This is a genomic window from Micromonospora sp. MH99, from assembly GCF_021442385.1.
Lineage (GTDB): Bacteria > Actinomycetota > Actinomycetes > Mycobacteriales > Micromonosporaceae > Micromonospora.
Window position 1 is genome coordinate 1 of sequence record NZ_MUZA01000085.1, and the last position, 22,951, is coordinate 22,951.

At 73.6% G+C, this 22,951-nt stretch carries 21 protein-coding genes, 2 pseudogenes and 1 riboswitch; of the genes and pseudogenes, 17 read left to right on the forward strand and 6 right to left on the reverse strand.

Translation table 11 applies throughout. The annotated features are described in order from the left end of the window. Together B0E54_RS28685 and B0E54_RS28690 are read left to right on the forward strand one after the other, a co-directional pair. Positions 1-441, forward strand: a pseudogene (locus B0E54_RS28685) (primosome assembly protein PriA); the annotation flags it as partial. Between the two features lie 234 nt (positions 442-675). Next, entirely contained in the window at positions 676-1,659 is a 984-nt protein-coding gene (locus B0E54_RS28690) for an AAA family ATPase (RefSeq protein ID WP_234589692.1), read from the forward strand. A gap of 79 nt (positions 1,660-1,738) precedes the next feature. On the opposite strand, the gene B0E54_RS28695 is transcribed toward B0E54_RS28690, so the two are convergent. Further along, positions 1,739-3,019, reverse strand: coding sequence for a S1 family peptidase (locus B0E54_RS28695; RefSeq protein WP_234589693.1), 1,281 nt, complete (start codon positions 3,017-3,019; stop codon positions 1,739-1,741). Between the two features lie 246 nt (positions 3,020-3,265). Here B0E54_RS28695 and B0E54_RS28700 point away from each other — a divergent pair, with 246 nt between their 5' ends. From B0E54_RS28700 to B0E54_RS28720, 5 genes and pseudogenes are all read left to right on the forward strand, one after another. Next, a complete protein-coding gene (locus B0E54_RS28700; protein ID WP_234589694.1) occupies positions 3,266-5,749 on the forward strand; it encodes a tetratricopeptide repeat protein in 2,484 nt (827 codons plus the stop codon). A gap of 84 nt (positions 5,750-5,833) precedes the next feature. Further along, a complete protein-coding gene (locus B0E54_RS28705) occupies positions 5,834-7,102 on the forward strand; it encodes a cytochrome P450 (RefSeq protein WP_234589713.1) in 1,269 nt (422 codons plus the stop codon). Between the two features lie 45 nt (positions 7,103-7,147). Beyond that, a complete protein-coding gene (def, locus tag B0E54_RS28710; protein ID WP_234589715.1) occupies positions 7,148-7,708 on the forward strand; it encodes a peptide deformylase in 561 nt (186 codons plus the stop codon). A 5-nt stretch (positions 7,709-7,713) separates the two neighbouring features. After that, complete coding sequence (gene fmt, locus B0E54_RS28715) at positions 7,714-8,640, forward strand: methionyl-tRNA formyltransferase (RefSeq protein WP_234589788.1); 927 nt, start codon at positions 7,714-7,716, stop codon at positions 8,638-8,640. Continuing rightward, positions 8,595-9,927, forward strand: a pseudogene (locus B0E54_RS28720) (RsmB/NOP family class I SAM-dependent RNA methyltransferase). Before fmt ends, B0E54_RS28720 begins: the two are co-directional and overlap by 46 nt. 96 nt (positions 9,928-10,023) lie before the next feature. On the opposite strand, the gene B0E54_RS28725 reads toward B0E54_RS28720, so the two are convergent. Next, the gene (locus tag B0E54_RS28725) at positions 10,024-10,914 is read right to left on the reverse strand and encodes a septum formation family protein (protein WP_234589718.1); all 891 of its coding nucleotides are present in this window, start codon (positions 10,912-10,914) and stop codon (positions 10,024-10,026) included. Between the two features lie 84 nt (positions 10,915-10,998). Then, entirely contained in the window at positions 10,999-11,889 is an 891-nt protein-coding gene (locus B0E54_RS28730) for a septum formation family protein (RefSeq protein ID WP_234589721.1), read from the reverse strand. Positions 11,890-12,143: 254 nt separating this feature from the next. On the opposite strand from B0E54_RS28730, the gene rpe reads away from it, so the two are divergent. The 7 genes from rpe to ribH all read left to right on the forward strand — a co-directional run bounded on the left by rpe (position 12,144) and on the right by ribH (position 18,348). Next, on the forward strand, positions 12,144-12,824 hold the full coding sequence (gene rpe, locus B0E54_RS28735; RefSeq protein ID WP_234589735.1) for a ribulose-phosphate 3-epimerase: 681 nt from the start codon (positions 12,144-12,146) through the stop codon (positions 12,822-12,824). 1 nt (position 12,825) lies between these two features. Further along, on the forward strand, positions 12,826-13,782 hold the full coding sequence (locus tag B0E54_RS28740; RefSeq protein ID WP_234589738.1) for a response regulator: 957 nt from the start codon (positions 12,826-12,828) through the stop codon (positions 13,780-13,782). Between the two features lie 78 nt (positions 13,783-13,860). Next, a riboswitch (FMN riboswitch) is annotated at positions 13,861-14,031 on the forward strand. Positions 14,032-14,192: 161 nt separating this feature from the next. Then, positions 14,193-15,254 (forward strand): bifunctional diaminohydroxyphosphoribosylaminopyrimidine deaminase/5-amino-6-(5-phosphoribosylamino)uracil reductase RibD, encoded by a 1,062-nt coding sequence (gene ribD, locus B0E54_RS28745; protein WP_234589740.1) that lies wholly within the window; start codon positions 14,193-14,195, stop codon positions 15,252-15,254. Position 15,255: 1 nt separating this feature from the next. Further along, positions 15,256-15,894, forward strand: a complete 639-nt coding sequence (locus tag B0E54_RS28750) for a riboflavin synthase (RefSeq protein WP_234589742.1) — start codon at positions 15,256-15,258, stop codon at positions 15,892-15,894. Then, positions 15,894-16,583 carry a nicotinamide riboside transporter PnuC gene (gene pnuC, locus B0E54_RS28755; protein WP_234589744.1) on the forward strand — a complete coding sequence of 230 codons (690 nt, stop codon included), beginning with the start codon at positions 15,894-15,896 and terminating at the stop codon, positions 16,581-16,583. The genes B0E54_RS28750 and pnuC overlap by 1 nt, the downstream gene beginning before the upstream one ends. Next, a complete protein-coding gene (locus B0E54_RS28760; RefSeq protein ID WP_234589746.1) occupies positions 16,580-17,845 on the forward strand; it encodes a bifunctional 3,4-dihydroxy-2-butanone-4-phosphate synthase/GTP cyclohydrolase II in 1,266 nt (421 codons plus the stop codon). Before pnuC ends, B0E54_RS28760 begins: the two co-directional genes overlap by 4 nt. Positions 17,846-17,847: 2 nt before the next feature. After that, positions 17,848-18,348: a 6,7-dimethyl-8-ribityllumazine synthase gene (ribH, locus tag B0E54_RS28765; RefSeq protein WP_234589790.1), complete on the forward strand. Its 501-nt coding sequence runs from the start codon at positions 17,848-17,850 to the stop codon at positions 18,346-18,348. A 27-nt stretch (positions 18,349-18,375) separates the two neighbouring features. Here the strand turns inward: ribH and B0E54_RS28770 are convergent, their stop codons facing one another. Genes B0E54_RS28770 through B0E54_RS28780 form a run of 3 tightly spaced genes read right to left on the reverse strand, consistent with a single transcriptional unit; the run spans position 18,376 to position 20,824 of the window. Next, positions 18,376-19,119 (reverse strand): amino acid ABC transporter ATP-binding protein, encoded by a 744-nt coding sequence (locus B0E54_RS28770; protein ID WP_305076162.1) that lies wholly within the window; start codon positions 19,117-19,119, stop codon positions 18,376-18,378. Positions 19,120-19,121: 2 nt separating this feature from the next. After that, a complete protein-coding gene (locus B0E54_RS28775; RefSeq protein WP_234589748.1) occupies positions 19,122-19,967 on the reverse strand; it encodes an amino acid ABC transporter permease in 846 nt (281 codons plus the stop codon). Then, entirely contained in the window at positions 19,964-20,824 is an 861-nt protein-coding gene (locus B0E54_RS28780) for an ABC transporter substrate-binding protein (RefSeq protein ID WP_234589750.1), read from the reverse strand. The genes B0E54_RS28775 and B0E54_RS28780 overlap by 4 nt, the downstream gene beginning before the upstream one ends. A 133-nt stretch (positions 20,825-20,957) precedes the next feature. Here B0E54_RS28780 and B0E54_RS28785 point away from each other — a divergent pair, with 133 nt between their 5' ends. From B0E54_RS28785 to B0E54_RS28795, 3 genes are all read left to right on the forward strand, one after another. Further along, a complete protein-coding gene (locus B0E54_RS28785; RefSeq protein WP_234589761.1) occupies positions 20,958-21,221 on the forward strand; it encodes a phosphoribosyl-ATP diphosphatase in 264 nt (87 codons plus the stop codon). Positions 21,222-21,266: 45 nt separating this feature from the next. Further along, positions 21,267-22,112, forward strand: coding sequence for an ATP phosphoribosyltransferase (gene hisG / locus B0E54_RS28790; protein ID WP_234589783.1), 846 nt, complete (start codon positions 21,267-21,269; stop codon positions 22,110-22,112). 337 nt (positions 22,113-22,449) lie between these two features. Beyond that, positions 22,450-22,923 carry a PH domain-containing protein gene (locus tag B0E54_RS28795; protein ID WP_234589786.1) on the forward strand — a complete coding sequence of 158 codons (474 nt, stop codon included), beginning with the start codon at positions 22,450-22,452 and terminating at the stop codon, positions 22,921-22,923. Positions 22,924-22,951: the final 28 nt, after the last annotated feature.

Consider the following 22,951-nt stretch of genomic DNA (forward strand, 5'->3'; position numbering starts at 1 on the left):
CGGCGCCGAGCCGGTCGCCGAGGGCGGCTACGGCGCGGTCCTGCTGCTCGACTCGTGGGCCCTGCTGACCCGGGCCGACCTGCGGGCCGGCGAGGAGGCGCTGCGCCGGTGGCTGTCCGCCGCGGCCCTGGCCCGCCCGGCGCCGGCCGGGAGTTGGCCGAGCGCCGCGAGCTGGGTTTCCCGCCGGCGGTGCGGATGGCCAGCGTCACCGGCCCGGCCGAGGCGGTTGCCGACCTGCTCGCCGCGGCCCGGCTGCCCGGTGACGCCGAGGTGCTCGGGCCGGTGCCGGCCGACGAGGGGCGCGAACGGATGCTGGTCCGGGTGCCCCGGGCGCGGGCCGCGGCGCTCGCCGAGGCCCTGCACTCGGCCGCCGGGGTGCGCACCGCCCGCAAGGCCGCCGACCCGGTTCGTCTCCAGGTCGATCCGCTGAGCCTGTTCTGACCGTTTTCCCCGGAGAGTGGCCGCTCTCGCGGGCGGGCGGTACCCCGCCCGACGGGCGCCGCCCGCACACCGCGTCCGGCAAAGCGCTGGCGTCGAGGTGGTAGCATCGCCCGTCATGCTCGGGCGTACGACGGCCCCAGGTCACGGCACCGCCGAAGCGGGCGGGCCGGGAACGCGTCGGTCGGACGCGATGTCGATGATGTCAGGAAGCCGGTTATCAGGGGTGGACCAGTCGTGACCGTTCGACAATCGATCGTCTTCAACGGCGACCTCGGCAGCGGCAAGAGCACCGTGTCGGTGGAGATCGCCAAGCGGCTCGGAATGCGCCGGGTCAGCGTCGGTGACCTCTATCGGGAGATGGCGCAGCAGCGGCAGATGACAGCCCTGCAGCTCAATCTGCACGCCGAGCTGGACCAGGCCGTCGACGGTTACGTCGACCAGCTCCAGCGCGACATCGCCGCCTCCGGCGAGCATCTGATCATGGATTCGCGGCTGGCCTGGCACTTCTTCACCCACGCGCTCAAGGTGCACATGATCACTGAGCCGGGTGAGGCGGCCCGCCGGGTGCTGGCCCGCCCGTCCGGCCCGGCGGAGAGCTACGCCTCGCTGGATGAGGCGAAGGCCAAGCTCCGCGAGCGCAGCGAGAGCGAACGCAGCCGGTTCATCGTCCGCTACGGGGTGGACAAGGCGCGGTTGCGCAACTACGACCTGATCTGCGACACGACCCGAGCCTCCGCCGCCGAGGTGGTCGAGCACATCATCGCCGCGTACGAGGGCACGCTCGGCGCCGACGTGCTGCGCGACGGCCCGCCGCTGCTGCTGCTCGACCCGGCGCGGGTCTACCCGACCGAGGACATCGCGACGCTGCGCGGGCTCTGGGACAGCGAGTTCGTCGGCGACGTGGCCGAGGCCGGCGACGAGTCCCTGGAACCGCTGAAGATCGGCTTCACCGGGGAGTACTTCTTCGTCGTCGACGGTCACCGTCGGCTCAGCGCCGCCATCCAGAACGGTTTCTCCCTGGTCCCCGCCCAGCTGGTCGCCGAGGTCGACGAGCCGGTGGTGGGTGGGATGAGCGCCGTGGACTACTTCGCCGCGCAGGTGCGCCCCGGCCTGGTCTACGACTGGGAGGCGGCCCACAAGATCCAGTTGCCGCTGCCCGAGCCGGCGCTGCTCGGCGGCGACGCCGTGCTCGCCGCGGACCGGGGCGTCGGCGCCTGAGCCCAGCGCGGAACCGGACCGGCGCGCGGGGTGCGCGCCGGCCCGGCCGTCGGGTCGACCGACGGTTCGTCGCGAGGCGTCAGCCCAGGACCACGCCCGAGGCGCCGACGCCGGCCATGCCGGAGAAGATGTCCTCGTAGTAGAACCGCCAGGCGCACACCCGCCCGGTGGGGACGTAGCCGGTACACGCCGTCGAGGTGTTGGTGTCGTCGATGGCGGTGTTGGTGCCGGTCGCCCAGACCTGGAGAGTGTTCGCCGCATTCACGATCTCCACCGGGCCGCCGCTGTCGCCCTGACCGACACCGTTGGTGTGGGTGGTGTTCTCGGCCTGCACCTGCCCGCAGACCGTGCCGAAGTTCCGCACGTTGATGCACAGGTTGCGGGCCTTCACCTGGATCGAGCACCGCGTGCCGGAGTACGCGCCCGAGCTGCACACCCAGTTGCCGACCTGGCTGGCCTGCGCGCCGATCACCTGGTTGCTGAACTCGCTGACCACCGCGCCGGCCGCGTCGGTGCTGTTGTTGAAGACCCGGCCGCCGGAGCTGCCCGCGATGAGCAGGGTGTCGCTGCTGACGTTGCGGCTGATGACGGTGCCGATGGTCTGCCCGGTCGGGTCGGCCGCCACCACGTTCAGGTTGGCGCAGTGCGCGGCGGAGAGCACCCGCGACACCCCGCCCGCAAAGACGCCGAAGCCGGTCGAGCAGCCGCCACCGGTGGCGGTGTTGCGCCACGCGGCGCCACCCCACCAGGGCGGACTGTCGTCCCAGCGGGTGGCGGGAGCGGCGGCGACGCCGGTCTGCACGGTCACCGGAACGCCGGCGAGAGCCGTCGCGCCGAGCAGCCCGCTCTGCGTACCGACGAGCAGGCCGGCGCCGTCGGCGCGCGGCCCCACCGTGGTGATCTTGTCGCCGGCCGACGCCCGCAGCCGGTCGGCCGCGACCATCAGCTCCCGCTGCGAGTACGCGGCGGGCAGCACGGTCGTCGCGACGGTGGCCCGGGCGTTGGCCACGAGGCGGGCCGGCGGCTCGCCCTTCCAGTAGACCTGGAGCTGGCGGGTGGTGGGATCGGCGATGATACCGGCGAAGCCGGAGTTCGCGCTGCGCTGCGCGGCGTTGGTGATCTGGGCGGCGGCGGTGTTCATCCGCTGCTGCAACCGGAGCAGCTCGGACCAGGAGGCGAAGCCGCCCGGCACCGCCGTGCTGTCGACGAACGATCCGGCGGTGGTGGCCTTGCCCTTCGGCGCGGCGGTGGCCGGTGCGGCGCTCACGCCCGTGACGAGCAGCGTGAGGCCGCACGCGGTGACGGCGATGCGACGCAGCATCGTCGTGGACCGTCGGGCGGTCGGGTGTGGACGGATCATCTGTACCCCTTCCCCAGGGTTTCGTGGCGCGGGCCGAACCCGCACAGGGACGGTGGCACGAGACGTCGGTTCAGCACGGCGATCCTGGACGGGACTGGACACGGTCGGACACCGCCGGACGGGGACAAAGGTCCGATGTGAACTGTCAGACATCGGCCGCCTCCTATCTAGCGGAGTGTGACCGCAACTAGCCTGCCCGTGTCGGCACCCGGGGCGGCCGGGTGACCGGTAGGGGGTGGGGGCCGCATGTCCGACCAACGGGTACCATCCGGCGTTCGTCGAGCACCGCAGGGGCCGCCCGCGGCGTTCGACGTGGCCCTCGGCGGTGTCGAGGCGCAGACCCTGCCGGAGCTGGCCGGCCTGCTGCGCCAACTGCGTCGCCGCGAAGCCCGGCAGCAGGGGGAGACGCAGCTGACGTACCGGCAGTTGGCGGCGAAGACCGGCTGGTCGCGCGGGATCATCGGGGAGTACTTCGCCGGCAACATCCTGCCCCCGCCGGAGCGGTTCGACGCGCTCATCCGGCTGCTCGGCGCGACCCCCGCCGAGCAGGGGGTGCTGGCCACGGCGCGGGACCGGATCGAGGAGCGACGTCGACGTGCGACCCGGGACCACGCCGCCACCGGCCGGGCGGGCGCCGGGGCCGTACGGGGCCGCAGCAGCGGCCCGCGGGCCGCCCCGGCGCCCGCCCGCTTCCCGGTGCCCCGGCAACTGCCCCCGGCGCTGCCCGGATTCGTCGGACGTGCCGCCCAGCTCACGCAGCTCGATCTCGCCTGTGCCGACCCGGACAGCGCCGGCGACGGCGGCCGGGCGCCGGCCACGGTGGTGACGCTGTCCGGCACGGCCGGGGTGGGCAAGACGACGCTTGCGGTGTACTGGGCGCACCGGGTCGCCGACCGGTTCCCGGACGGCCAGCTCTACGTCGACCTGCGCGGATTCGACTCCACCGGAACGGTGGTGACGGCCGTCGAGGCGGTACGGGGTTTCCTGGAGGCCCTGGAGGTGCCGCCCGAACGGATCCCCACCCACCTGCCCGCGCAGGTGGGTCTCTATCGCAGCCTGCTCGCCGGTCGCCGGATGCTGGTGCTGCTGGACAACGCCCGCGATGCCGACCAGGTCCGGCCGCTGCTGGTCGGCAGCCCGACCTGCCTGGTCCTGGTCACCAGTCGCAACCGGCTGGCCGGCCTGGTCGCCACCGAGGGCGCCCGGCCGGTCGGCGTCGACCTGCTCAGCGCCGCCGAGGCCTGGCAGCTGCTGGCCCGGCGGCTCGGGGCCGAGCGGTTGGCGGTCGAGCCGCAGGCCGTGGACGAGATCATCGAGCGGTGCGCGCGGCTGCCGCTGGCCCTGGCGGTGCTCGCCGCGAGGAGTGCGGCGAATCCCGCGTTCCCCCTGGCCACCCTCGCCGCCGAGCTGCGCGGGGCGCCGCGTCCGCTGGACTCCTTCGACGGTGGCGACGCCGGCACCGACGTACAGGCCGTCCTCTCCTGGTCGTACCGGAGCCTCACGCCCGCGGCGGCCCGGCTGTTCCGGCTGTTCGGCTGTCACCCCGGCCCGGACATCGGGGTCGCCGCGGCGGCCAGCCTGGCGGGGCTGCCCCGGGAACAGGTGCCCCGACTGTTGACGGAGCTGGCCCACGCCCATCTCGTCAGCGAGCACGCTCCCGGCCGGTTCGGCGCGCACGACCTGCTCCGGGCGTACGCCGCCGAGCAGGCCGAGCGGCGTGAGCCGGCCGAGGCGCGGCGGGCCGCGATCCGGCGCGGGCTGGACCACTACCTGCACACCGCCCACGCGGCAGCGCTGCTGCTGCAGCCGGGTCGCGATCCGGTCACCCTGACGGCGGCCCCACCGGGCGTGGTGCCCGAGGAGATCACCGACCACGCGGAGGCGCTCGCCTGGTTCACCGTCGAGTACCCGGTACTGCTGGCGGCCGTCGGGCACGCGAAACGCGCCGGGTTCGACGGCCACGCCTGGCAGCTCGCGTGGACGCTGGTGGACTTCCTGCAACGCCGGGGACGGTGGCCGGACCTGGCCGTCGCCCAGCGGACCGCCCTGGCCGGGGCGCGGCAGGCGGGAGACCGACTCGGGCAGGCCAACGCCCACCGCGACCTCGCCCGGGTGCTGTCCCGGCTGGGCCGGGTCGACGAGGCGGCGAGCAACTACCGGCAGGCCCTGGCGCTCTTCGGGGCGCTGGGTGACCACACCGGGCAGGCGCGTACCCACCGGGCGTTCGGCGCGATGCTCGACGGCCTCGGCCGGTACGCCGAGGCGCTGGACCACGTGCGGCGGGCTCTCGCGCTGTACCGGGACGCCGGCCATCTGGCCGGGGAGGCCAGCGCCCGCAACGCGGTGGGTTGGGCGCACGCCCAGCTCGGCCAGTACCGTCCGGCGCTCACCCACTGCGAGCAGGCGTTGGCGCTGCTGCGCCGGACCGGCGACCGGCACGGTGAGGCGAACACCTGGGACAGCCTCGGCTTCATCCACGCGCGGCTGGGCGACCACCGGGAGGCGATCCGCTGCTACGGGCGGGCGCTGCGCCTGTACCGGCGGATCAGCGACCGCTACGACGAGGCGGACACCCTCTCCCGGCTCGGCGAGAGCCGGCACGCGGCGGGGGACCCGGCCGGCGCGGCGCGTACCTGGCGGCGTGCCCTGGGCATCCTCGACGACCTCGGTCACCCCGACGGCGAGCGGGTCCGCGCCCTGCTGAGCCGGGCGGCGGCCACCCCGGGCTGACGCGCGTGCCGGGCGGGGGGGATGCCGGCTGCCGGCGGCACCGGGATGATGGAGCCTCCGACGCATCGACGGGGGAGGCCAGTCATGGATGCTGCCGAGGCGCTCACACTGCTCATGTCGCCGCAGGGACGCGTCGATCCGTACCCGACGTACGAGCGGCTGCGCTCGCACGGCCCGGTGGTGCAGGCGTTGCCCGGCATGTACGTGGTGACCGGCTACCCGGAGGTCGACGAGCTGCTGCGCGACCCCCGGCTCGGGGTGCTCGACGACGCGCTGCGGGACCAGGTCTGGCCGAACTGGCGGCAGAGCCCGGCGATCACGTCGATCGCCCGGTCCATGCTGCGGACCAACCCGCCCGATCACAGCCGGATGCGCCGACTCGCCGCCGGCGCGTTCAGCCCGCGCCGGATCGCCGGGATGCGCGACGTGGTGCGCGCCCAGGCCGAGGAACTGCTGGATGCGATGATTGCCCGCGCCACGGACGGCGAGCCGGTCGACCTGCTGGCCGACTTCGCTTACCCGCTGCCGGTCGGGGTGATCTGCGCGCTGCTCGGCGTACCGGCGGCCGACCGGCCGCTGTTCCGCCGCTGGGCCGGCGACCTGACCGGGGTGCTGGAGCCGGAGATCACCACCGAGGAGCTGGCCGTCGCCGACGCGGGCGCCGCCGAGCTGCGCGACTACTTCGTCGAGCTGATCGTCGCCCGACGCCGGGCACCGGCCGACGATCTGACCACCGCGCTGGTCCAGGTGCACGACGCCGACGGCGCCCGGCTCACCGGCGACGAACTGCTGGCCAACCTGGTCGTGCTGCTGGTCGCCGGCTTCGAGACCACCACCAACCTGCTCGGCAACGGCCTGGTCGTGCTGCTGCGCCACCCCGGGGCCGCCGACGCGCTGCGCGCCGACCCCGGGCTCGCCCCGGCGTACGTCGAGGAGCTGCTGCGCTACGACTCCCCGGTGCAGCTGACCACCCGGACGAGCACCGCGCCGGTGCGCTGCGGCGGGCTCGACCTGCCGGCCGGCAGCACGGCGCTGCTGCTGCTCGGCGCGGCCAACCGCGACCCGCGCCGGTTCCCCGACCCGGGGCGCTTCGATCCGACCCGCGAGCAGGCGCATCCGCTGTCCTTCGGCGCCGGCCCGCACTACTGCCTCGGCGCCGGCCTGGCCCGGCTGGAGGCGCAGCTGGCGTTCCCGATGCTGCTGCGCCGGCTGCCCGAGCTGGCCCTGGCGGGGCCGCCCCGGCACCGGACCCGCCTGACCCTGCGCGGCTACGAGAGCCTGCCGGTGACGCTGGGCACACCGGCGGTGGCCGATCGAGGTACGCCGGCCGGGACGCTCGGAGGCACTCCGTAGACTGGTACGGCACCGCTCGCCCACCTGCCGAAGGAGCCGTCCCGCGTGACCGTCCAGCCCATCCGTCTTTTTGGGGATCCGGTGCTGCGCACGCCGGCCGATCCGGTGGTCGACTTCGACGTTGAGCTGCGAAGGCTCATCGCCGACCTCACCGACACGATGCGGGGGCAGAACGGCGCCGGCCTGGCCGCGCCGCAGCTCGGTGTCAGCCTGCGGGTGTTCGCCTTCGACGTCGACGACGTGCTCGGGCACCTGGTCAATCCGGTGCTGGAGTTCCCCGACGAGGAGGAGCAGGACGGCCCCGAGGGCTGCCTGTCCATCCCCGGGCTCTACTTCGACACCAAGCGCCGGCAGAACGTCATCGCCAAGGGCTTCAACGGCTACGGCGACCCGCTGCAGATCGTCGGCACCGGGCTGATGGCCCGCTGCGTGCAGCACGAGACCGACCACCTCGACGGTGTGCTCTTCCTCGACCGTCTCGACGCCGCCGGTCGCAAGGAGGCCATGAAGGCCATCCGCCAGGCCGAGTGGTACGACGCCGCCGCGCCGCCGGTGGTCAAGGTCAACCCGCACGCCGGCGGCAACCCATTCGGTCTGGGTCGGTGACCGGGATGCGTGTGATCTTCGCCGGTACGCCGGCGGTAGCCGTACCCGCCCTGGCCGCCGTCGCCGCCTCCCGGCACGAGCTGGTCGCCGTGGTCACCCGGCCCGACGCGCCCGCCGGGCGGGGCCGTGGCCTGTCCCGCTCCCCGGTCGGCGCGTGGGCCGACGAGCACGGCGTCGAGGTGCTCACGCCGGCCCGCCCCCGCGACCCGGAGTTCCTCGACCGGCTGCGCGAGCTGTCCCCGGACTGCGTGCCGGTGGTCGCCTACGGCGCGCTGGTGCCACCGGCGGCCCTGGAGATCCCCCGGTACGGGTGGATCAACCTGCACTTCTCGCTGCTGCCCGCCTGGCGGGGCGCCGCGCCCGTGCAGCACGCGGTGCTGCACGGCGACGAGCTGACCGGCGCCAGCGTCTTCCAACTGGAGCAGGGCCTGGACACCGGCCCGGTCTTCGGCACCCTTACCGACGAGATCCGCCCCGGCGACACCTCCGGCGACCTGCTGGAGCGGCTCGCCGACTCCGGCGCCGGGCTGCTGGTGGCGGTGCTCGACGCGATCGCCGACGGCACCGCGCGGGCCGAGCCGCAGCCCACCGACGGGGTGTCGCTGGCGCCGAAGCTGACCGTGGAGGACGCCCGGGTGCGCTGGAGTGACCCGGCCTTCGCCGTGGACCGGCGGATCCGCGCGTGCACGCCGGCCCCGGGCCCGTGGACGACCTTCCGGGACGAGCGGGTCAAGCTCGGCCCGGTCGCACCGGTGCCCGACGGCCCGGACCTGAAACCGGGGGAGCTGCTGGTGGAGAAGACCCGGGTGCTGGCCGGCACGGCCACCGTGCCGGTGCGCCTCGGCGAGGTCCGCGCCGCGGGCAAGCGCGCCATGGCGGCCACCGACTGGGCGCGCGGCGTCCGCGTCAGCGCCGGCGAGGGCCTCGCGTGACGGCCCCGGAGGGGACGCGTCCGTTCCGCGGCGGGGCTGTACGGCCGCGACGCCGCGTTCGCCACCGAGCTGACCTACGGCACCCTGCGCCACGTCGGCACGCTCGACGCGATCCTCAGCGACGCGTCCGGGCGGGACGTGGCCCGCATCGACCCGCCGGCGCGCGACGCGCTGCGGATCGGGGCGTACCAGCTGCTGCACACCCGGGTGCCCCCGCACGCCGCCGTGTCGTCGACGGTGGACCTGGTCCGCTCGGTCGCGCCGGGCGCCGCCGGGTTCGCCAACGCGGTGCTGCGCGAGGTGTCGACCCGCGACATCGACGCGTGGGTGGCCAAGCTCGCCCCGCCGATCGAGACCGACCCGGTCGGGCACCTGGCGCTGGCGTACAGCCACCCGCAGTGGATCGTGCGGGCCTTCTCCGAGGCGCTCGACGGCGACCTGGGCGAGACCGCCCGGCTCCTGATCGAGGACAACGAGCGTCCCCCGGTGCACCTGTGCGCCCGTCCCGGCCTGATCGACCCGATCGAGCTGGCCGACCAGGTCGGCGGCGCCCCCGGCGCCTTCTCGCCGTACGCCGTCTATCTGCCCGGCGGTGCGCCGGGCGACGTGCCGGCGGTGGTCGACGGTCGCGCCCACGTCCAGGACGAGGGCTCCCAGCTCGTGGCCGCCGCGCTCGCCGACGCGCCGCTGGACGGCCCGGACGGGCGCTGGCTGGACCTGTGCGCCGGTCCGGGTGGCAAGGCCGGCCTGCTCGGCGCGTTGGCCGCGCAGCGCGGCGCCCGCCTGACCGCCGTGGAGGTGGCCGAGCACCGGGCCCGGCTGGTGTCCCAGGCGACCCGGGGTCTGCCGGTGACAGTGGTGGCCACCGACGGTCGTGAGGTCGGCGCCGACCCGAAGCTGCCGGAGGGCCACTTCGACCGGGTCCTGGTGGACGCCCCGTGCACGGGGTTGGGCTCGCTGCGTCGCCGGCCCGAGTCGCGCTGGCGCCGCCAGCCCTCGGACCTGCCGCCGCTGACCCGGCTCCAGCGGGAGTTGCTGGGCGCGGCGCTGCGGGCGGTCCGACCGGGTGGGCTGGTCGCGTACGTCACCTGTTCGCCGCACACCGTGGAGACGCACGTGACGGTCACCGAGGCGGCTCGCCGCAGCGGCGTGTCGGTGGACTTCGTCGACGCCCGACCGTTGCTGCCGGCCGGCATGCCCGGCCTGGGCGACGGCCCCACCGTGCAGCTCTGGCCGCACCGCCACGGCACCGACGCGATGTTTCTCGCCGTCCTGCGCAAGGGCTGACCCGTCCTGCGCGAGGGCTGACAGCCGGCCCGCGTAGGGGCTGAACGCGACACCGCACCCGGCCGAGCCGGCCGGGTGCGGTCGTGTCGGTCGGGCTCAGGTGACCGGGAGGCCCTTGTCTCCGGCGTTCTTCATCGAGCGGGTCAGGTTCCGGTCGCTGATCCAGAGGAAGCACTGCACGCCACGGTTGCCGTTGCGCCACTCCTGCTCGTACGGCTGGTAGTAGATCGTTCCGGCGCGGAAGTCGAGCTGCGAGTTGTCGGGCACCTTGGCGTACTTGGCCGTCACCGACTGGCACGCCCGGTGGGTGCGCTTGGTGGTGCGGTTGAACTCCGCGTAGCTGATGTCCGGGGCCTGCCAGATCCCGACGAACTCGGCGTGGTGCTTGGCGGTGCAGGACACCGCCACCATTTCCTCGATCTTGTCCTTGTCCAGCTTGGGGTTGAAGCAGCGGTACGCCAGCGGCGACGCGCCGGTCAGGGCGCCCCGCAGGCTGCCGGTGCGCAGGTCGACGGCGGTGTCGTCGATGCTGGCGATCTCGGTGACGTCACAGCGGTACCAGCGGGCCCCGCCGGCCCAGGCGGCCGGCGAGGGCAGCACGACGGCCAGCCCGAGGCGCCCGGAGCGCCAGTTGGCGCCGAGGGCCTTGTTGACCTCCGTCTCGCAGCCGGCCTGCGCGGCCCGCATGCCCACCGAGCCGGGCGGCGGAGGTGTGCCGCGGTCGGTGCCGGGGCCGGTGAGCGTGCCGACGTGCAGGGTCTCCACCCGGTGCGACTCGGCGCACTCCATCGGGTTGTAGCCGCTCAGGAAGCCGACCTGCTGGGAGGAGTGGTGGCAGACGCCAGCGGTGGGGACGAACTGCTGCGCCGCCACGGGCGCCGGCCAGTCGTCGATGAGGTCACTGTCGACTCCGGCGGGTGCGCCACAGCCGGTGAGCGCCAGGGCCACCGCCGCGCCCCCGGCAATCGCCGTCAACCACCGTCGCATCGTCGACCTCCCGCCGCTGGTGAGCTCCGGACGGCCCCCAGCCGGCCGGTAGCGCCACGGCGCAGCAGCATACGGCACCGTGACTCAGATCGCCGGCAGTCCCTCGGGGCCGACGCCGCGCATCGAACGGGTGAGTTTGCGGTCGTCGCTCCACAGGAAACAGCGCACCCCCCGGTCGCCCTCCTCCCATTCCCGCTGCGACGGTGGGTAGTAGATGGACCCGGCCCGGTACGGCAGGTCGCTGTTGTTCGGCACGGCCGCGTAGGTGGCGATCAACGCCATGCAGCGCCGGTGCGCCTGCTCGCCCGCGCGGGTGAACTCGGCCCAGCTCATGTCCCGTTCGGAGTAGACGCCGACGAACTCGGCGCGGTGCGGCTCGGTGCAGAGCACCGGGGCCATGTAGTTGAGGTTGTCGCCGATCAGCTTCGGGTCGAAGCAGCCGTGGGTCAGCGGGGTGTCGCCGATCAACGCGCCGCGCAGGCTGCCGACGCGGTTCACCGGCCGGGTGTTGTCGATGCTGTCGGTCTCGCTGAGGTCGCAGCGGAACCAGCGCGCCCCGCCGGTCCAGGCCGGGCCGCTGGGCAGCGAGAGCGTCAGGGTGAGCCGGGCCGTGTGCCAGTCGCCGCCGAGCACCTCCCGGGCCCGCTGGTCGCACTCGGAGCGGGCGGCGCGCAGCGCTGTCGAGCCCGGCCCCGGTCGGGTGCCGGCCTGCGCGGCCGTGCCGGTGAACGTGCCGACGTGGATCGCCTCGGCGAGGTGGCTGCGGGCGCAGTCGACGGTCTCGTACGTGCTGGCCTGTACGACCGAGGTGATCCGGGGCAGGCAGGTGTCGGTGGCGGGGGTGAACGGCCGCGGAACCCGCAGTGCCGGCCAGTCGTCGGTGAGGTCACCGTCCGCGCCTCGCGCCGGCCCGCAGCCGGCCAGCAGCATCGTCGTGATGCCGATCAGCGCCAGCGCTGGAAGCCACCGTCGCATCGTCCGCCCTCCCGCGAGCTGGCGACCGGTCACCGCGCCCCGCGGCGCGACCCCGGCGGGCGTGCAGCCTACGGCACCGTCCCGCTTGGAGTGTCGTCCCGTTTGGGTCGATCGGCCAGCCACTGATGTCTGTTCGTCCGGAATCGATGGCCCGGACCGGCTTATTCTGCACTACTGGTCACTGCTGGATCACAGCGTGTCGGAGTTGGTGCCGTGCTGCGGGCGGCGGGTGGCCGCGTTCGTACACTGGCCCCGTGACCGTACCGCCGCCGATCGTCGCGCCGAGCATCCTGGCCGCCGATTTCGCCCGCCTCGCCGAAGAGGTCCGTGCCGTCGAGGACGCCGCGGACTGGTTGCACGTGGACGTGATGGACAACCATTTCGTGCCCAATCTGACCATCGGGCTGCCCGTGGTGCAGAGCCTGCGGGCCGCCACCACGATGCCGTTCGACGTGCACCTGATGATCTCCGACCCGCGCCGGTGGGCCCCGGGCTACGCCGACGCCGGGGCGTACAACGTCACGTTCCACGCCGAGGCTGCCGACGACCCGGTGGCCCTGGCCAAGGACCTGCGCTCGGCCGGCGCGAAGGCCGGGCTGGCCATCGACCGGGACACCCCGATCGAGCCGTACCTGGAGCTGCTGCCCAGCTTCGACACCCTGCTGATCATGACGATCAAGGCGGGCTTCGGCGGGCAGCGGTTCATCCCGCAGCTGTTGGACAAGGTCCGTGCCGCCCGTCGACACGTCGACGCCGGCCATCTGGAGCTGCGCATCGAGGTGGACGGCGGGATCGCCGCGGACACCATCGAGCAGGCGGCCGCCGCCGGGGCCGACGCGTTCGTGGCCGGCACCGCCGTCTACGGCGCCGTCGACCCGGCCGAGGCGGTCCGGCACCTGCGGGCTCTCGCGGAGCGCGCGGCGCCCGGGGCCTGAGGTGGAGCCCGAGGTCGACCGCAAGGACATCATCCTCGTCGTCGACGACGACGAGGACATCGCCCGGTTTGTCGAGTTCAACCTGCGGCTGCACGGCTTCGAGGTGATCCACGCCAGTGACGGCCAGGAGGCCCTGGAGGTCATCGAGCGGCAACGGCCGGACCTGGCCGTGGTCGACCTCATGATGCCCCGCATCGACGGTCTGGAGCTGACCCGACGACTGCGCGCCGACCCGATGACCTCCGCTCTGCCGGTGATCATGTTGACGGCGAAGGGGATGACCGTGGACAAGGTCCACGGGCTCAGCGCGGGCGCCGACGACTACCTGGTCAAGCCGTTCGACACCGCCGAGCTGGTGGCCCGGGTGTCCTCGACGCTGCGCCGCAACAAGGAGTTCCGGGAGGTCTCCCCGCTGACCGGGCTGCCCGGCAACAGCCGGATCCGTCGGGAGATCAGCGACCGGGTCCGGCACGGGGTGGACTACGCGGTCGGCTACATCGACATCGACCGGTTCAAGAGTGTCAACGACCGGTACGGCTTCGTCCGCGGCGACGACTTCATCTCCGCGCTGGCCCGCAGCCTGCACCGGGCGGTGGTGGCGGTGGGTCTGCCGCCGGCCTTCCTCGGCCACGTCGGCGGCGACGACTTCGTGATCGTCTGCGCGCCGGACCAGGTCCGCCCGCTGACCTCTCGGGCGGTGGTCGACTTTGAGAAGTCCGCCGACACGCTCTACGACCCGACCGACCGGGAGCGGGGCTTCGTCGAGCTGAAGGACCGGCGGGGCGCCATCCGCCGGGCGGCCCTGGTCACGCTGTCCATCGGGGTCTCCCTCTCCGACGCCGGCAAGCGGTTCACCGACCCCCTGGAGGCCATCGCGGTGGCCTCGGAGATGAAGACGGTCGCCAAGAGCCAACCCGGGTCGTACGTGGCGGTGGACCGGCGGCGCGGCGTCACCTGACGCGTGATCCCGCTGTGAAGTAGCTCGCCTGGATAAGGACACACCGCGTTCGGCGTGTAAGACTGCGAAGTACCCACCACGCGCTGGCGGGACTCGGTGAAATTCCGAACCGGCGGTGATCCACGGTCCAACCGTGGTCAGCCCGCGACCCGGACGGCTCTGCCGCCCGGTGGACCTGGTGAAAATCCGGGGCCGACGGTTGGGGGCGGTTCGTCCGCGCCCAGACAGTCCGGATGGGAGACAGCGCGCGGGACGGACGGGTCCGAGCCGGCCGCTGGCTTCAGCGTGCCGTGCCGCCCATCCGGGTCGGCTGTGCCGTACCCGGACTCCGCCGCCGCCTGCCCGCGGCCCATGCCGCCTCCCTGACCGCCCGCGCGCGGACCGGCGAGTGAGAGGGCAGGGAAAGGGCGATGGCCAGCGTCTCCGTCGATGAGGCGATGCGGCGTGCGATCGAGCTGGCGGCTCGCGGGCTGGGCACCACCAGCCCCAACCCGGTGGTCGGGTGCGTGCTGCTCGACGCCGACGGCGAGGTCGTGGGGGAGGGTTTCCACGCCTACGCCGGTGGGCCGCACGCCGAGATCGTCGCGCTGGCCCAGGCCGGCCCGCGCGCCGAGGGCGGCACCGCGGTCGTCACTCTGGAACCCTGCGACCACACCGGTCGCACCGGCCCCTGCAGCACCGCGCTCGTCCAGGCCGGGGTGTCCCGTGTCGTCATCGCCGTACCCGATCCGAACCCGGTGGCCTCCGGTGGCGCCGCCACGTTGCGCGCCGCCGGGGTCCAGGTGGATCTGGGGGTACGCGGCGACGAGGCCGAGGCCGGCAACGTCGCGTGGTTGACCTCGATGCGCCGGGGCTGGCCGTACGTCATCTGGAAGTACGCCGCCACGGTCGACGGCCGGTCCGCCGCCGCGGACGGCACCAGCATGTGGATCACCTCCGAGGCGGCCCGGATGGACGTGCACGCGTTGCGCGGCACCGTCGACGCGGTCGTCGCCGGGGTGGGCACCGTGCTCGCCGACGACCCCCGGTTGACCGCCCGCAACCTGCGTGACGGCAGCCTGGCCATCCGGCAGCCGCTGCGGGTGGTGGTGGACAGCTCGGGGCGTACCCCGGCCGACGCCCGGGTCCGCGACGGCGCCGCGCGGACGTGGGTCGCGACCGCGGCCGAGGTGGGCGCGGGCCCGGACGGACGGGTCGACCTGTCGGCGCTGCTCGCGGCGCTGCACCAGCGTGGGGTCCGCGCGGTGCTGCTGGAGGGCGGCCCCCGGCTGGCCGGCGCGTTCCTGGCCGCCGGACTGGTCGACAAGATCGTCGGGTACGTCGCGCCCCGGCTGCTCGGCGCCGGCCCCACCGCCCTGGTCGACGCGGGAGTGACGACCATCGCTGAGGCCATCGATCTGGAGTTCGTCGACGTTACGCAGGTCGGTCCGGATCTCCGGATCACCGCTTTGCCCCGCAAAAGGGAGGGCTGACATGTTCACCGGCATTGTCGAGGAGTTGGGGGAGATCGTCCGGGTCACCGCCACGGCGGGCGATTCGGCGCTGGTCGCCGTGCGCGGTCCGCTGGTCACCTCGGACGCCCGCCACGGCGACTCCATCGCCGTCAACGGTGTCTGCCTGACGGTGGTGGACGCGACCGACGGCGTCTTCACCGCCGACGTCATGGGCGAGACCCTGCGCCGCTCCGCGCTGGGCGCGCTCCGCCCCGGCGACCCGGTCAACCTGGAGCGGGCGGCGGCGCTGGGCAGCCGACTCGGCGGTCACCTCGTGCAGGGCCACGTCGACGGCGTCGGCGAACTGATCTCGCGGGAACCGGCCGAGCAGTGGGAGACGGTGCGGTTCCGCCTGCCCGCCGCCCTGGCCCGGTACGTGGTGGAGAAGGGCTCGATCACCATCGACGGCGTGTCGCTGACCGTGGCCGAGGTCGGCGCGGACGAGTTCGCCGTCGGGCTGATCCCGACCACCCTGAAGCTGACAACGCTCGGCGCGAAGGGCGTCGGCGACCCGGTCAACCTTGAGGTCGACGTGGTGGCCAAGTACGTCGAGCGGCTGCTCGGCGCCCGGCTCACCGACGCGTCCGGGGCGACACCGAGCACACCCGGGGTGGCCTGATGGGCCCCCTCGGCTGGCTGCTCGACGCCCAGGTGCAGGTGGCCGGCTCGCCGGTGCTGGCCCGGGAGATCGTCGGCAACGTGTTCGGGCTGGTCTCCGCGCTGCTCGGGCTGCGCCGGCTGGTCTGGGCGTGGCCGGTCGGCATGATCGGCAACGCGCTGCTGTTCACCGTCTTCCTCGGCGGGGTGTTCGCCACCCCGCAGGCCCACGACCTGTACGGGCAGGCCGGCCGGCAGGTGTTCTTCTTCGCGGTCAGCGTCTACGGCTGGTGGCGGTGGCGCCGCAACAGCCGCCTCGACGCCGACCACGCCGCGGTGCTGCCGCGCTGGGCCACCGGGCGGGAGCGGCTCGTGCTGCTGCTGGCCGCCGTCGTCGGCACCGCAGTCGCGTACCCGGTGCTCAAGGCGCTGGGCTCGTGGGGCCCGCTGCCGGACGCCTGGATCCTCACCGGCAGCCTGTTGGCCACCTACGGCATGGCCCGCGGCTGGGTCGAGTTCTGGCTGGTCTGGATCGCGGTGGACGCGGTCGGCGTGCCGCTGCTGCTGCGCGGCGGGTTCTACCCGTCGGCGGCCATGTACCTGGTCTACGGCGCCTTCTGCGCCTGGGGCTTCGCCGCCTGGTGGCGCACCTCGCGCGCCACCCGCCCGGCCGCCGCACTCCCGCCCACCTACACGGAGGCCGTCGCATGAGCAGCTTCGCCGATATCGACGAGGCGATCGCCGAGATCGCCGCCGGGCGGCCGGTCGTCGTGGTCGACGACGCCGACCGGGAGAACGAGGGCGACCTCATCTTCGCGGCCGAGCGGGCCACGCCGGAGCTGATGGCGTTCATGGTCCGCCACACCTCCGGGTACGTGTGCGTGGCGGTGACCGAGAGCGAGGCCGACCGGCTCGACCTGCCGCCGATGCACCACACCAACCAGGATCGGCGCGGCACCGCGTACACGGTGACGGTGGACGCCCGCGAGGGGATCAGCACCGGCATCTCGGCGGCCGACCGCGCGCACACCAGCCGGCTGCTCGCCGGCGCGGCGACCGACCCGACCGACCTGGCCCGGCCCGGGCACGTGGTGCCGCTGCGCGCCCGCGAGGGCGGGGTGCTGCGCCGACCCGGGCACACCGAGGCGGCGATCGACCTGACCCGGCTCGCGGGGCTGCGCCCGGCGGGCGTGCTCTGCGAGCTGGTCAACGACGACGGCACCATGATGCGATTGCCGGACCTGGAGAAGTTCGCCGCCGAGCACGGCCTCACGCTGATCACCATCGCCGACCTGATCGCCTACCGGCGGCGTACCGAGAAGCAGGTCGAGCTGGTCGCCGACGCCCGGATGCCGACGCGGCACGGGGTGTTCCGGGCGCTCGGCTACCGCGCCGAGCACGACCCGGCCGAGCACGTCGCGATGGTGCTCGGTGACCTCGGCGACGGTCAGGACGTGCTGGTCCGCGTCCACTCCGAGTGCCTGACCGGGGACGTCTTCGGTTCGCTGCGCTGCGACTGCGGGCCGCAGTTGGACGCCGCGCTGGCCCGGGTCGCCCGCGAGGGCCGGGGCGTGGTGCTCTACGTGCGCGGGCACGAGGGACGCGGCATCGGCCTGCTGCACAAGCTGCAGGCGTACCAGTTGCAGGACCAGGGTCGCGACACCGTGGACGCCAACCTCGACCTGGGTCTGCCGGCCGACGCCCGCGACTACGGCACCGGCGCGCAGATCCTGTACGACCTGGGCGTGCGCTCGATGCGGCTGCTGACCAACAACCCGGCCAAGCGGGCCGGGCTGGAGGGCTACGGGCTCACCGTCACCGGCCGCGAGAGCCTGCCGGCCGGCGCGCACCCGGAGAACCTGCGCTACCTGCGCACCAAGCGGGACCGGATGGGTCACCTGCTGGACGAGTTGGACGAGGTGTCCGAGGCGCCGCTGGGGCGTCCGGTCGCCGACGACGAGATCGGAGCATGACGATGGCGGGTTTCGGCGAGCCGGGAGTCGAGGCGGTCGACGCCGCGGGGCTGACCGTCGGGGTGGTTGCCGCACGCTGGCACGGCGACCTGACCGACCACATGCTGGAGCGTGCGGTCGCCGCCGCCGAGGCGTGCGGGGCGCGGTCGGTGGTGGCGCGCGTCGCCGGCTCCGTCGAGCTGCCGGTCGTCGCCCAGGCCCTCGCCCGCCGCTGCGACGTGGTGGTCGCGCTCGGCGTGGTCGTGCGGGGCGCCACCGCCCACTTCGACTACGTGTGCCGGTCGGTCACCGACGGGCTGACCCGGGTGGCCCTGGACGAGGGCAAGCCGGTGGCGCACGGCGTGCTCACCGTGGAGACCATCGAGCAGGCCCGGGACCGGGCCGGGCTGCCCGGCTCGGCGGAGGACAAGGGTTGGGCGGCGACAGTCGCGGCGCTCGACGCGGCCCTGGCCGTCCGGACCGTGGCCGCCGGCAACGCGCAGCGGGTCGGCTTCGGGGGCTGACGCCGCCGGCTCCGGTGCCGGCGAACCTCACAGGCGGCCGGCCTCGATGATGCGGCGCAGGAACTGACGGGTCCGGGCCTGCGTCGGCTCGCCGAGCACCTGCTCCGGTGGGCCGCTCTCGACGACGCGCCCCGCGTCGAGGAAGCACACCTCGTCGGCGACCTCCCGGGCGAAACCCATTTCGTGGGTGGCCAGCACCATGGTCATCCCGTCGGCCTTCAGGTCCCGGATCATCGTCAGCACCTCGCCGACGAGTTCCGGGTCCAGGGCCGAGGTGACCTCGTCGAGCAGCATCAGGCGGGGCGAGTTCGCCAGCGCCCGGACGATCGCCACCCGCTGCTGCTGCCCGCCGGAGAGCGCGTCCGGGTAGGCGTGCGCCTTCGCGCCCAGCCCCACCCGGTCGAGCAGGTCGCGGGCCTGGGCCTCGGCCTCGGCGCGGGCCCGCCCGTGCACCCGCCGGGGGGCGAGGGTGATGTTGTCCAGCACGCTCAGGTGCGGAAACAGGTTGTACGCCTGGAACACCATGCCGATCCGCCGGCGGACCCGGTCGGCGTCCACCCGAGGGTCGGAGATGTCCTCCCCGTCCAGCTCGATGGTGCCGTCGTCCACCTCCTCCAGGAGGTTCACGCACCGCAGCAGGGTGGACTTGCCCGACCCGGACGCCCCGATCAGGGCCACCACCCGGTGCTCGGCGACCGTCAGGTCGAGCCGGTCCAGCACGACGTGGCCGGCGAACTCCTTGCGCAGACCTCGGCAGCGCAGCAGCGCCATGGTCAGCCTCCCGACTGGCGACGGGCCGAGCGCAGCGTCACCCAGTCGGTGACGGCGATCAGCGGGATCGCGAGCAGCACGAACAGCACCCCGGCCACGACGTACGGCGTGTAGTTGAACGACTGGGCGGTGGCGATCTGGGCGGCGCGGACCGCGTCGATCGGGCCGGCGAGCGAGACCAGCCCGACGTCCTTCTGCAGGGCCACCACGTCGTTGAGCAGCGGCGGGGCCACCCGGCGCACGGCCTGCGGCAGGACGACGTGCCGCATCGTCTGCCGGTAGGTCAGGCCCAGCGAGCGGGCCGCGGCGAGCTGGCTGGGGTGCACCGACTCGATGCCGGCCCGGAACACCTCGGCCAGGTAGCCGCCGTAGGTGAGCACCAGTGCGAGCCCGCCGAGCACCAGCACCGACGGCATGCCCCGCAACCGCAGCCCGGGCACGCCGAGGGTGAGCAGGTAGAGCACGATGATCAGCGGCAGCCCCCGGAAGGTGTACGTGTAGCCGGCGGCCAGCGCCCGCACCGGGAAGAAGACCGGGCCGCGCAGGGTCCGCAGCACGGCGATCACCAGCCCGAGCAGCAGCGCGCCGGCCGCGCAGCAGACCAGCAGCCGGACGTTGAGCCAGAGCCCGTCCAGCACTGCCGGCAGCGCGTCGGCGCCGATCTCCGGGTCCAGGAACGACTGCCGGACCCGGTCCCAGCCCGGAGCGCCGGTCACGGCGACGACGAGCAACGTGCCGAGCGCCGCCGTGGAGAAGGCGGCGATCAGCACGCTGCGCAGGCTCTGCCGCCGCCGGTACGCCGACCGGCGCAGCTGCGCAGCCGACGGGGTGTGCTCCCGCGGCGTCACTTCAGCTCGGCCGCCCCCGCCACCTGCGCGAGCCACTTCTGCTCCAGTTCGGTGAGCGTGCCGGCCTCGCTGAGCTGACCGACGGCGCCGCTGACGCAGCGGGTCAGCGGCGAGTTCTTGTCCAGCAGCAGCCCGAACGCCTCCGGTACGCCCACCTGCGGCACCTGACCGACGATCGTCGCGTCGGTGACCTCCGCGCCGGTGATGTAGAAGGCGGTCGGCAGGTCCACCACGAGCCCGTCGATCTGACCGTTCTGCAGGGCCTTCTTGGCGTCGTCGTTGCTGTTGTAGACCTGCGGCTTCGCGGTCGGCTTGATGACGTCGGTGATCGCCTGGTAGCTGGTCGTGCCGACCTGGGCGCCGAGCCGGGCGCCACGCAGGTCGGCAAGCGACGTCTTGCCGGCGATCTTCGAGGACTTCAGCGCGATGACGGTCTGCCGCACCAGGTAGTACGGGGCGGAGAAGTCCACCGCCTGCTTGCGCTCCTCGGTGACGGAGAACTGGTTGATGTCGAAGTCGAAGTTCTTGGGGCCGGGCGCGATCGCGGTGTCGAACTTGACCCGGGTCCAGGTGACGTCGCCCCGGGCGTAGCCCAGCTTGTCGGCCACCGCGTACGCGACGGCGGCCTCGAAGCCCTCGCCGCTGTCCGGCTTGTCCTGGCGGAACCACGGCTCGTAGGCCGGCTGGTCGGTGGCGATGGTGAGCTTGCCCGGCGTACGGGTGGGCAGGCTGTCCTTCGTGCAGGACGGCGAGGCGGTGACGGTGGGTGTCGGTTCCTCGTCCTGTGGCGCGCATCCGGCGGTGGCGACGACGGCGCCGGCGAGGGTGAGCGCGACAAGGTGTGAGCGGCTGGCCATGGCGGACAGCGTAGAGGTCCATGGGCGTCGATCGAAGATTTTCCCACCATAATGGTAGGGAATTGTCCGCCTGCTGGGTCGCGGTGGACCCGGACTCGGGGCGCCGGCCCGGCGGCTGGAAGAATCGCCTCCCGTGAAGACGTTCGAGGAGTTGTTCGCCGAGCTGCAGGCCAAGGCCGCCGCCGGCACCCCGGGCTCGGGCACCGTCGCCGCGCTGAACAAGGGCGTGCACTTCATCGGCAAGAAGGTTGTCGAGGAGGCGGCCGAGTCGTGGATGGCCGCCGAGCACGAGGGGCCGCAGCGCACCGCCGAGGAGATCTCCCAGCTGCTCTACCAGGTCCAGGTGCTGATGCTCGCCAGTGGTCTCGAACTGAAGGACGTCTACCGACATCTGTGAGTGCGCCCCGTCGTTGATCAGACCCGATCGAAGGAGCACTCCGTCATGTTGCGTGTCGCCATCCCCAACAAGGGCACCCTGGCCGAGCCAGCCGCCCAGATGCTGCGTGAGGCGGGCTACCGCCAGCGCACCGACCCCAAGGACCTCGTCTGCCGCGACGAGGCCAACGACGTCGAATTCTTCTACCTGCGTCCCAAGGACATCGCCACCTACGTCGGCTCCGGTGACCTCGACCTCGGCATCACCGGCCGGGACCTGCTGATCGACTCGGCCGCGCCCGCCGAGGAGGTCGTCGACCTCGCCTTCGGCCGGGCCACCTTCCGCTTCGCCGCCCGCCCCGACGACATCGCCTCGGTGCGGGAGCTGGGCGGGCACCGGATCGCCACCGCGTATCCGGGGCTGGTCGAGCGGCACCTCGACGAGGTGGGCGTCAAGGCCGAGGTGATCCGCCTCGACGGCGCCGTGGAGAACGCCGTACGCCTCGGTGTCGCCGACGTGATCGCGGACGTGGTGGAGACCGGCGCGACCCTGCGTCAGGCGGGCCTCGTGGTGTTCGGCGAGCCGCTGCTGCGCTCGTCGGCGGTGCTGGTCCGTCGCGCCGGCGCACCGGCGCACGCGCAGGCCGAGCAGTTGCTGCGCCGCCTGCACGGCGTGCTGGTGGCCCGCCGCTACGTGATGCTCGCCTACGACGTCCCGGCCGGTCTGCTGGACCGGGCCAGCGGGCTGACCCCCGGCATCGAGTCGCCCACCGTGTCGCCGCTGCACCGCGAGGGCTGGGTGGCCGTGCAGGCCATGGTGCTCCGCGACGACGTGCACCGGATCATGGACGAGCTGTACGACCTGGGCGCGCGCGCCATCCTGGTGACCAACATCCACGCCTGTCGCCTCTGAGCGCCCCGGCTTGATCAACTCATTATCGCCGATGTGGGGGTGTCCAGTCGTTCGGACACCCCCACATCGCCGACCTGGAGTGGGCCTCCCGCGCCCCACCCGCAAGATCGCACTCGAACCGGGAAGTAGTGGCATCCTGCGTCGTCGAGGCCACTCGATCCAGGATCAAGCACGTTCTTGCGGGTGCGGGTGCGGGTGCGGGTGCGGGTGCGGGGCCGCGCGGCGTGGCGGGGCGTGGCGGCGGGCGGAGGGACGGGTGCGGGGTCCGGTGCCGGGCTGAGTGGTGGCTCGGCGGGTGGTGCGGTAGTCCGGCGGGTGCGGGTGGCAGACTGGCGGGGTGAGTGATACCGAGCTGGTCCGCCTGAAGCCCCGCCGTATCCGGGTGGTCTGCTGGTCGGCGGCGATCGCCCTGCTGCTGGTGTTCGGTCTGGTCGGCACCTCGTTGAGCGGTCCGACCGGCGACGGCTACGGCAGCTTCCAGCGCGGCGACCAGATCGCCATGATCGGTCTGGGCATCTTCGGCGCCCTCGGCTTTCTGCTCTTCACCCGGCCACGCGTGGAGGCCGACGCGCGTGGCGTCCGGGTCCGCAACGTCATCAGTTCGTACCAGCTGCCCTGGGAGGTCGTCCGGGGTGTCCGCTTCGACCGGGGCGCGCCCTGGGCCAGCCTGGAGCTGCACGACGACGACCTGCTGCCGCTGATCGCCCTGCAGGCGGCCGACAAGGAGCTGGCGGTCGACGGGGTCCGCGCGCTGCGCCGCCTGCACGAGGCGCACCGGTCCCGCCTCGCCGAACGCGCCGCCGGCCGCTGACCCGCGCCGCCGGGCCTGGCCGCGCTGG